Source organism: Pseudomonas sp. CCC4.1, from assembly GCF_035019225.1.
GTDB lineage: Bacteria > Pseudomonadota > Gammaproteobacteria > Pseudomonadales > Pseudomonadaceae > Aquipseudomonas > Aquipseudomonas bubulae.
Genome location: NZ_JASJWL010000102.1, coordinates 1 through 8,464 on the forward strand (window position 1 = coordinate 1; position 8,464 = coordinate 8,464).

Below are 8,464 nucleotides of genomic sequence, written 5' to 3' on the forward strand. Positions count from 1 at the left end.
AGATGTGTATAAGAGACAGCTCGCGAACGACCTTCGCGAGCAGGCTCGCTCCCACAGTTGCAGTGTTCCTGTAGATACTACGGGATCGCCGGGGATCTTTACACGAAATTACATTGCCTTGACGGCCCTGTACGCCATGCCCCCGTAGACTTTACCGCTCAATATCGAGCGGAGTTGGGCATGTTTCTGGTGCATAAAAAAGGGTTCGTTGCCGGCAAGAAAATGGTTGATGGCCTGGTGCCTTATGACTTTTTTTGCGAGGACAATCCGGCCATCAATCTGTTTGTGTTTACCGGTGCCGGCGCGTTGGGCAAACCGGTAGAAGAGCAGACGCTATGGGGCTTTACCCGCCTTGAACGCTTTGAAGCGCTGAGCAGTACCCTGGTCGCCAACAAAAAGAACCAGGGCTGGTTTCAAAGCGTCAATGTGCTCACCGGGCCCGCACAGAACGGCACCCAGACAGTGAAGTTCCAGCGGGTGCTGAAGATCATCAAGCATGTCAGCGTCAACAATCGCGTAGCCAGCAAGGCGGGCTACGAGATCCTGACCGAAGAGGGCGACACCTACTTCACCCTCAGGCATGCAGCCGGGCATAGCGCCCAGACCGTGATTTACGCCGCCGATCAGTGATCCAGCGGATTGCGGCTGTGGCTGCCGTTGACCAGACGCTCGATACCCAGCGGGTTGGCGTTTTTCAGCGCATCCGGCAGCAGGCTGTCAGGGTAGTTCTGGTAGCACACCGGGCGCAGGAAACGGTCGATGGCCAGGGTGCCGACCGAGGTGCCACGGGCATCTGACGTCGCCGGGTAAGGCCCGCCATGCACCATCGCGTCACACACCTCGACACCGGTAGGGTAGCCATTGAGCAGCAGGCGCCCGGCCTTGTGCTCCAGCACGGGCACCACCTCGGCGAAGGCTTCAAGGTCGCCAGGTTCAGCAATCAGCGTAGCTGTCAGCTGCCCATGCAGGCTGTGCAGCGCTTGCAGCAACTGCGCCTTGTCCGCGATCTCGACCACCAGGGTGGTTGGCCCGAAGACTTCCTCCTGCAACACCTCGGCACCACCGATCAACAGGCTGGCACTGGCCTGGAACAACTGCGGGCTGGCCTGGTTGCCCTGTTGCGGCGCACCGGCAAGGTGGCGGATGCCATCGACCTGGGCCAGACGCTGGATGCCTTTGCTGTAACTGGCCAGGCCCCCGGCGTTGAGCAGTGTTTGCGCCGGTTGAGCACTGAAGAACTGGCCAAGCGCGGCGACAAAGGCGCTGAATTCAGGGGAGCGGATACCCAGTACCAGACCGGGACTGGTACAGAACTGCCCGGCGCCAAGCATCACCGAACTGCCCAGCTCCTGTGCGATCTGCTCGCCACGCTTGAGCAGTGCCTGGGGTAATACCAGCACCGGGTTGATGCTCGACATCTCGGCAAACACCGGGATTGGCTGGGGTCTGGCGGCGGCCATATCGCACAGGGCGCGACCACCGGACAACGAACCGGTAAAGCCGACGGCCTGAATCGCCGGGTGCTTGACCAGCGCTGCGCCCACACCCGCGCCGAAGATCATATTGAATACACCGGCGGGCATGTCGGTGCGCTCGGCAGCGCGAACTATGGCCAGGGCAATTTGTTCAGCAGTTGCCATATGCCCGCTGTGTGCCTTGAACACCACCGGGCAACCTGCGGCCAGTGCCGAAGCGGTATCACCGCCAGCGGTGGAGAACGCCAGCGGGAAGTTGCTGGCGCCAAACACGGCCACCGGGCCCACGCCGATGCGGCATTGACGCAGATCTGCGCGCGGCAGGGGCTGACGGTCCGGTAGCGCCTGATCGATGCGTGCGCCATAAAAATCGCCGCGCCGCAGTACGTTGGCGAACAGACGCATCTGCCCGCTGGTGCGTCCCCGCTCGCCCTGGATCCGGGCGGCAGGCAGGGCGGTTTCGCGACAGACGATGGCAACAAAGTCGTCACCCAGCGCGTCTATTTCTTCGGCGATAGCTTCCAGAAACTCGGCCCGGCGTGTGGCCGGCAAACTGCGAAAGGCCGGGAAGGCGGTATTGGCCGCGCTGACAGCGGCATCCACTTCGGTTTCGGTGGCCTGCACAAACGCGTATGGCAATGCCTCGCCAGTACTGGCATCCACGCTGTACAGGTGAACGGTGCCGGCGCCGCTGCGCTGACCGCCAATAAAGTTCTGGCCGGTGATGGGGAACATAGGGATTTCCTTTAGGTGGGAAGGCAGAGACGCGCTGTTGCGAGACGAATCATGTCGCCGCTGACGAGCGCAGCGAGGCTGCGGCAAGGCCCGAAGGGCCTTGAACAGGCAGGGGCCGCTAGCAGCCTCGCTGCGCTCGTCAGCGGCTACAGGGGATTGCCACCCAAGTACAGGCAGTGGCAGCGTTTTCGCCGCCTATTGTCGTTATAAGTTGCACCGCAGTTATCCCGATAGCGAGCCATAAGGGCTCTTTCAGGCGACCACTGTAGGTTTTGTCGGGGGCACTGCCCAATGACGAATATTGATTGGCCGATAACCAGCGCTCATCCCTCAGGCGCGCGCGGCATCCCAAGTGCTCATCACCTGGGTGATCGCAGCGTCCAGTACGGCATGGGCTACACCATCCCGGGCCAGGGTGGTCAGGCCCAGCAGAAAACTCTCGAACACCGTGGCCAGCGCTCGCGGATCAGTCTGGGCGGCAAGCTCACCCTCGCGGATGGCGCGCTCGACACAAGCCATAAACCCGGCCCGGTTACGCGCCCTCGCTTCGGCCAGAGGGGCGCTTATCGCCACCGCTTGAGCTGAACTGGCACTCATCAGCCCCAGAGCGACCAGACAACCCCGTGGGTGACCCGGCTCACATTGCATTTTGGCGGAGCTGCGCAACGTTCGCTCGATCGCTTCGCGTGGGGGCAGGTGAGTGTCGAACAGGCTTTCGGTGACCCTGCCATGGCTGTTCAGGTAGCGCGTCATGACCTCTTTGAACAGCGCCTCCTTGGAGCCGAAAGCTGCGTAAAAGCTGGGCGCGGAAATGCCTGAGCCCATATTGGCCTTGAGCTGGCTCAGCGATGTCGAGTCATAACCGTGCTCCCAGAACAGGTGCATGGCCTGGGTGATTGCCGCGTCCCGATCAAATGTGCGCGGGCGTCCCATCTGTGCCATTTGAGTCTCCTTCGTAGCGAGATATAAATACTAGTCGATACAAAAGTCATTGACCAATATTTCCCGTCGCCCTACATTTGTACCTATCGATACATAACTAGCAGGAGCAGGGCATCCATGGGCAAAGAGCAAAACACCACTGAGCGATTACCCATGGGCGCGCTGCTGGCGCTGGCCATGACCGGTTTTATTTGCATTGTTACCGAGACCTTACCCGCAGGCCTGTTGCCGCAAATCAGCAGCGGCCTGCAAGTGTCATCGGCGCTGGCGGGGCAGATGGTTACGGTCTACGCGCTGGGCTCCCTGCTGGCGGCGATCCCGTTGACCATCGCGACCCAGGGCTGGCGGCGTCGCAACGTACTGCTGCTGACGATTGTCGGGTTTCTGCTGTTCAATTCGATTACCGCGTGGTCGTCTCAGTACGGCGTGACCCTGATTGCACGTTTTTTTGCCGGCGCATCAGCCGGGTTGGCCTGGAGCCTGCTGGCAGGTTATGCGCGGCGCATGGTTGCCCCGCAGTTGCAGGGCCGGGCCATGGCGGTGGCGATGGTGGGCACGCCGATTGCCCTGTCACTGGGTGTGCCATTGGGCACCTGGCTGGGTGCGCTGGTAGGGTGGCGTACGGCATTTGGCCTGATGTCGGCCTTGACCCTGGTGCTGATGGCCTGGGTAGTGCTCAAGGTGCCTGATTACCCAGGGCAGTCTGCTTCGCAACGTATCGGCTTGCGACAGGTGCTGCTGACACCGGGAGTGCGCTCCGTGCTTGCCGTGGTACTGACCTGGATGCTGGCGCACAACATGCTCTACACCTATATCGCGCCTTTCGTGGCATCGGCGGGCCTTGCCGATAAGGTCGATATTGTGTTGCTGGTCTTCGGATTGGCGGCGCTGCTGGGAATCTGGCTGACCGGGCGACTGGTAGACCGGCATCTGCGCAAGGCAGTCATGGCTTGCCTGGCGACATTTGCTGCGATTTCGCTGCTGTTCGGTTTCTTCTCGCAGTCGGTGGCTGTCGTATATGCAGGGATTTTTGTTTGGGGGTTGTCCTTCGGCGGTGCCGCCACCCTGCTGCAAACCGCTCTGGCCGATGCGGCAGGCGAGGGCGCCGATGTTGCGTTGTCGATGAACGTGGTGGTGTGGAACAGCGCCATTGCCGCGGGGGCATTGACCGGTGGCATATTGCTCGATCAATTCGGGGTGAACGTCTTCCCCTGGGTGTTGCTGGTGTTGTTGCTGGTCGGGCTGGGGATCGTGTTCAGTGCCCGTGCCCATGGTTTCCCGCAAGGGCACCGGCAGGCGGGGGCGGCGGTTGTCGGTCATTAGGCCGATAGCCGTGTTGGTCAGGCAGCGACTACCAATCGTGCCCGGTTTCCAACGCGTTATCAGCTGACCTGGCCACCACCTTCAAGTACATCATCTTCGGTATTCAGGGCCGTGATTAGGGCGATGCGCAACCCTTCCACCTGGGTGGCCAGTGCCATGGACGGGCCACCAGCCACCACCGCCTGTTCCGGCAGAGGCGGGACGTGGATAAAACCACCGCGTACGCCGGTCCCGGCCAATGCATGCTGTAGGCAATAGAACACCTGATTGCAGACAAAGGTGCCCGCCGTATGGGAAACCGACGCGGGAATCCCGCCGGCCCTGATCGCCCGCACCATTGCCTTGAGCGGCAAGGTACTGAAATACGCCGCTGGCCCTTGCGCCACCACGGGTGTATCGATCGGCTGATAGCCAAGGTTGTCAGGGATGCGGGCGTCGTTGATATTGATCGCTACCCGCTCGATACAGATGTCCGTGCGACCGGGGCCAAGCCCGACGGCGATCACCAGCGTCGGGGTGAACTCCTGCAGAAGTTGGCTCAGTCGCTCGGGCGCTCCGGCGAACGTACAGGGCAACTGACGGGCGATGATCTGCATATCGCCCTGCAAGGTGCCGTCCAGAAGGCGTACGGCCTCCCAGGACGGGTTGACGGTGTCTTGGTCGAACGGTTCGAAACCGGTCAGCAGTACAGTGCGCATGCTGTTCTCACATCAGTACGTAAAGAAGCACGATATTGACCACCAGCATCATCAGAGCGGTGGGCATTTGAGCCTTGATCACGGCGTATTTGTCCGGCAGCTCCAGCAGGGCCACGGGCACGATATTGAAGTTGGCTGCCATTGGCGTCATCAGCGTGCCGCAGTAGCCGGAAAACATGCCGATTGCCGCCATGACAGCCGGGTTGGCATCGTAGATGCCGACCAGTACCGGCACGCCGACCCCGCCGGTCATGACCGGGAATGCAGCAAAACCGTTGCCCATGATGACCGTGAACAGCGCCATGCCCAGCACGTAGACCATCACCGCTACCAGGCGATAGTCCATGTTGATATAGGCGGTGGTGACATGAGCAACGGCGGTACCGACCCCGGCGTCATTGAACAGCAGGCCAAGCATGGCCAGCATTTGCGGCAGCACCATGGTCCAGCCCAGGGCTTCGGTCAGGCGGCGCGATTCACGCAGGCCTTGCAGCGGCGTATCACGGGTCAGGATGCAGGCCAGAACCAGGGCCACCATGCAGCCGATGCCCAGGGACACGAACGTGGTGTTTTTCGGGTCAAGCAGCGGTACGCCACCGATCTGGGTGTTTTTCAGCAGGATCGAACCGATCACGGTCACCAGCGGAATCGACAGGGCCGGGATAAACAGCTTGTGCCCCAGACGGCCAGCACTGGCCCGTGCAGCCTTGACATGCAACTCGGCGTGGGTGCCTCGGCCAACACCGCCAATGCCGGCAATGCCGGCCATGACCAGCACGCCAATACCTACCACGAACGGCGAAAGGCGATCGCCAATCAGGAACACCATGGCGAACAACGCCCAGAACAGGCCACTGGTCCAGCGTTTGGGGTGGGTGCGGTCTGTCAGGATCATGCCCGCGGTGATCAGCAGCAGCACTCCCGCCAGCCAGTAGAAGTACTCAATAGAAATAATCATCGTGCCAGCTCCTGAGCTGCGTCAACTTCTTCCCGGGCAACTTCGGCCATGCTGCGCTCCAGCATCAGGTCAAAGCGATACAGGCGCAGGGCATGCACGATAAAGGCGCAAATCGCCGTCGGAATTCCCCAGAAAGCGATGTGCAGCGGCTCGACATCAAGCCCCGAACCCAGCAGGAAGGTGTGCATCAGTGCGATTGCGCCGAAGGCCACAAACACGTCTTCACCAAAAAACAAGCCGATGTTGTCGGTGGCGGCACACATGGCCAGGACTTTCTGCCGCACAGGAGCAGGCAGCTTGCCGTACTTGTTCTCGGCTGCGCCCTCGGCCATCGGGGCCAGCAGCGGGCGGACCATTTGCGGATGCCCGCCCAGACTGGTCAGGCCTACAGCAGCGGTGGTCTCACGCACGAACAGGTACATAATCAGCAACCGGCCGACCGTTGCGCGCTGGAAGCTGGCGATCCAGTTTTGCGCGTGCAGACGCAGGCCGTGACGCTCCAGCAAGCCGATCACGGCCAGGGGCAGCAGCAGAATCAATTGCAGGGCGCGGGTTTGCAGGAAGCCTTCACCCATTTCACTGATGATTTTTTCCAGCGGGAAGTTGGCAGCAAGGCCGGTGACGATAGCCGCCGCGCTGACCACCAACAGTGGGTTAAAGCGCAGCACAAAGCCGATGATGATGACGAACACGCCAATCAAGGGCCAAAGGTTTACGACGGTTTGCATGAGGGGGCAATCCCTTTAGCTGATTGCCGCAGCACCAGGGCAGGCTGGTGAGGGCAAGTCGAAAGCGGTCAGGCACACTTTCGAAAAATCGGTACGCTGCCGGACTCAGCGTGTTTTTTTATTGTTGAGACCCTATGGGCCTCATTGCCCGATATGGTTGGTGGCTTTGGGTTGTGCGTCCAGTCAATAAAAGTTGTCACCCCCGAACAGAAAAGTTTTATCAATCACCGACTTAAGCCGACTGGCCTGTCCCTGCGGCAAGGGTTTACAGTGCTGCCCTGGTTTTGATTGGGTGGGGCGTCCTGTATGAATATGCGATTTCTTCTGACATTCGTCTGGGTAGCGCGCCTTGGCAGTTTTCGGCTGACCGCCGAAAAGTTATCCAGTACCCAGGCAGCCATTTCGAGCCGTATTTCAGTCCTCGAAACCGAGCTTGGCGTGCAGTTGTTCCAGCGCGATTCCCGTGGTGTCAACCTCACCCGTGAAGGCCATCAGGTGCTGGGTTACGCCGAAGAAATGCTGGCCACCCAGCAACGCCTTCTGCAATCGCTGGGGCAGGCGGACAGGTTTGCCGGGCGCCTGCGCATCGGCGTGATGGACACGGTTATCCATAGCTGGCTGAGCGATCTGATCAGTGCGCTGAGCCGCGACTACCCCCAGGTAGAGGTTGAACTGACCGCCGATACGGCGCTGAACCTTAATGAACAATTGCTTAAAGGTCAGCTGGACCTGATTTTTCAGACGGATTTATTGCGTGCCGACGGCGTGCGCAATGTACAACTGGCCAGTTACCCGTTGAGTTGGATTGTGGCCAGGGACGCAGCTCTGAACCGCAGCTACCGTGACCTGGCGGATCTTTGCGAGGAGCGCTTGCTGACCTTTTCACGCTTGTCGCGGCCGCATCAGGACATGCTCAATTTTCTGCACCAGCACGATATTGCCGCGCCACGCATCAGTTGCATCAACTCGGTGGCGGCGATTATCAAACTGGTGGCGGACGGCTTTGGCATCGGTGCCCTGCCGCCGGTACTGGTCAGTCGCGAATTGCAGAGCGGGGCCATGATTGCGTTGCCGATCGAGACTGCACCGGGCTTTGCGGTATACGCCAGTTGGCGCACGGGGGCGGGGCTGGAGCTGAATGAGGCGGTGGTCAACCTGAGTCAGGCGGTTGTTGCCGAGTACCAACACAGCGTTGAGCCTGGGCATTTTGTGCTGCCGGGCATCTGATCCGTATTTTTTCGCGTTATCTGCACCTGTTATGTGTGCAGTTTGCGGCGCAAAATTTCCTCCAACCTTCCGAGACAGACGAGGACGCGACTACACAGCAGCACCTGTGTGTGGTCGGCAGCTGTTCTGCGCCTGTTTTATGACGAACGACTGACGGGGAAACATCATGAACAAGATGGCTTGGTTTTTGGGCGGTTTTTTGGTGCTGACCATCGGCATCGGTATTTTGGCGACAATTCCGCCGGGTTGATATTTCATCCTGTCCTCCACACGGCTTGTAGCAGCTGACGAACGCAGCCTCGTTCCTCGGCAGCTGCTAGGTCTGAAGGGAATTTTAACTGTGGGAGCGAGCCTGCTCGCTGTCTCTTATACACATCT

Annotated in this window: 9 protein-coding genes; 3 read left to right on the forward strand and 6 right to left on the reverse strand. The window is 60.2% G+C overall.

Annotated features, from left to right (window positions below):
• Positions 1 to 180: 180 nt before the first annotated feature.
• A complete protein-coding gene (locus tag QN377_RS22675) occupies positions 181 to 630 on the forward strand; it encodes a hypothetical protein (RefSeq protein ID WP_095002338.1) in 450 nt (149 codons plus the stop codon).
• Here QN377_RS22675 and QN377_RS22680 read toward each other — a convergent pair.
• Together QN377_RS22680 and QN377_RS22685 are read right to left on the reverse strand one after the other, a co-directional pair.
• Entirely contained in the window at positions 624 to 2,210 is a 1,587-nt protein-coding gene (locus QN377_RS22680) for an aldehyde dehydrogenase (NADP(+)) (RefSeq protein ID WP_095018820.1), read from the reverse strand. The genes QN377_RS22675 and QN377_RS22680 overlap by 7 nt on opposite strands.
• Before the next feature lie 330 nt (positions 2,211 to 2,540).
• Positions 2,541 to 3,152, reverse strand: a complete 612-nt coding sequence (locus QN377_RS22685) for a TetR/AcrR family transcriptional regulator (protein ID WP_095018821.1) — start codon at positions 3,150 to 3,152, stop codon at positions 2,541 to 2,543.
• Positions 3,153 to 3,269: 117 nt separating this feature from the next.
• On the opposite strand from QN377_RS22685, the gene QN377_RS22690 reads away from it, so the two are divergent.
• Positions 3,270 to 4,475, forward strand: a complete 1,206-nt coding sequence (locus tag QN377_RS22690; protein ID WP_095002341.1) for an MFS transporter — start codon at positions 3,270 to 3,272, stop codon at positions 4,473 to 4,475.
• A 59-nt stretch (positions 4,476 to 4,534) separates the two neighbouring features.
• Here the strand turns inward: QN377_RS22690 and pcp are convergent, their stop codons facing one another.
• Genes pcp through QN377_RS22705 form a run of 3 tightly spaced genes read right to left on the reverse strand, consistent with a single transcriptional unit; the run spans position 4,535 to position 6,859 of the window.
• The gene (pcp, locus tag QN377_RS22695; RefSeq protein ID WP_095018822.1) at positions 4,535 to 5,173 is read right to left on the reverse strand and encodes a pyroglutamyl-peptidase I; all 639 of its coding nucleotides are present in this window, start codon (positions 5,171 to 5,173) and stop codon (positions 4,535 to 4,537) included.
• A 7-nt stretch (positions 5,174 to 5,180) separates the two neighbouring features.
• Positions 5,181 to 6,131 (reverse strand): DUF979 domain-containing protein, encoded by a 951-nt coding sequence (locus tag QN377_RS22700; protein WP_095002343.1) that lies wholly within the window; start codon positions 6,129 to 6,131, stop codon positions 5,181 to 5,183.
• Complete coding sequence (locus tag QN377_RS22705; protein ID WP_095002344.1) at positions 6,128 to 6,859, reverse strand: DUF969 domain-containing protein; 732 nt, start codon at positions 6,857 to 6,859, stop codon at positions 6,128 to 6,130. The genes QN377_RS22700 and QN377_RS22705 overlap by 4 nt, the downstream gene beginning before the upstream one ends.
• A gap of 306 nt (positions 6,860 to 7,165) precedes the next feature.
• Here QN377_RS22705 and QN377_RS22710 point away from each other — a divergent pair, with 306 nt between their 5' ends.
• Complete coding sequence (locus QN377_RS22710; protein WP_095002345.1) at positions 7,166 to 8,086, forward strand: LysR family transcriptional regulator; 921 nt, start codon at positions 7,166 to 7,168, stop codon at positions 8,084 to 8,086.
• Between the two features lie 90 nt (positions 8,087 to 8,176).
• On the opposite strand, the gene QN377_RS22715 is transcribed toward QN377_RS22710, so the two are convergent.
• A complete protein-coding gene (locus QN377_RS22715; protein ID WP_165446484.1) occupies positions 8,177 to 8,344 on the reverse strand; it encodes a hypothetical protein in 168 nt (55 codons plus the stop codon).
• Positions 8,345 to 8,464: the final 120 nt, after the last annotated feature.